The sequence below is a fragment of the Flavobacterium bomense genome, from assembly GCF_003970355.1.
Map to the genome: position 1 here is coordinate 1 of NZ_RYDJ01000223.1, position 1124 is coordinate 1124.

Consider the following 1124-nt stretch of genomic DNA (forward strand, 5'->3'; position numbering starts at 1 on the left):
ATTACTGTTTTTAAATGCTAAATTCTGAAAGATTCAGTTTTAAATTGTTGTCAATTTTATTGAAATTTGATTTTATTATTTTCTTCTAACCCAACTGGAATCCATCCAAAAACCAATTATAATTCCAAGAGTATAATAACCCAAATCGCTCCAAAGAAATCCTTGTCCCAAGCCATAATGTCCAAATTTAGTTCTTCTAATTTGCAACATCCATTCGGCGCTATACAGTTGAATAAACTCAATTGCAAAGCAAAACAGCAAAGCCAAAATTGCTGTCTTTTTTAAGTCTAAATAGATTAGGATCATTCTCATTCCAAAATAAACCATTACAGCATAAAGTGTATCTCCAAAAAACGTTGGAACACCTTCCATTTTTCTGGAAGTTATACCAAGAGCAATTACAATTAGTATTAAAATAAAATAGGATAATCTATTGTTTTTTAACATAATAATGTCAAATTAAATCAATGAAATAATAGCCCATAATGTAGAAACTGAGATGATAATCCAAATCACAATACCTTGTAATAATGGTTTGTAACCCACGGAAACTAACACTTTTCGAGACAATCCACATCCAATTAGAAACAGTGTCAAGGTCAAAGTGGCTTTTGCAAAATCAGTGATATAATGACTAAAATCTTGTACAAATACGTATTGGCAATCATGGCCAAAATAAACAATCCGATGAAATAGGGAATTTTGATTTTGGTTTCTTTATTTTTGAAAATAAAGGTCGATAAAATGGCAATTGGAATAATCCATAAAGCTCTGGCTAATTTTACGGTTGTGGCCACTTCTAGGGCGTGAGTTCCATATTTACCAGCTGCTCCCACCACAGAACTGGGGTCGTGAATTGCGATCGCGCACCATAAACCAAATTGGGTTTCGGATAAATGGAGGTAATGTCCAATAAATGGAAAAATCACTAAAGCCACCGAATTAAGGATGAAAATTGTTCCTAATGCCACTGAAATTTGTTTTTCATTGGCTTTAATTACTGGCGAAATAGCGGCAATGGCACTTCCGCCACAAATAGCGGTTCCTGTGGCAATCAGGAACGAAATTTTTTCTTCTATTTTTAGAATTTTACCTAAGTAAATGCCAATTATAATAGTTCCAAT

Annotated in this window: 1 protein-coding gene and 1 pseudogene; both read right to left on the reverse strand. The window is 33.2% G+C overall.

Annotated elements, in window-relative coordinates; genetic code table 11:
* Nucleotides 1–75: 75 nt before the first annotated feature.
* Nucleotides 76–447 (reverse strand): ribosomal maturation YjgA family protein, encoded by a 372-nt coding sequence (locus tag EKL98_RS16905; RefSeq protein WP_126563229.1) that lies wholly within the window; start codon nt 445–447, stop codon nt 76–78.
* Between the two features lie 12 nt (nt 448–459).
* Nucleotides 460–1124, reverse strand: a pseudogene (locus tag EKL98_RS16910) (YeiH family protein); the annotation flags it as partial.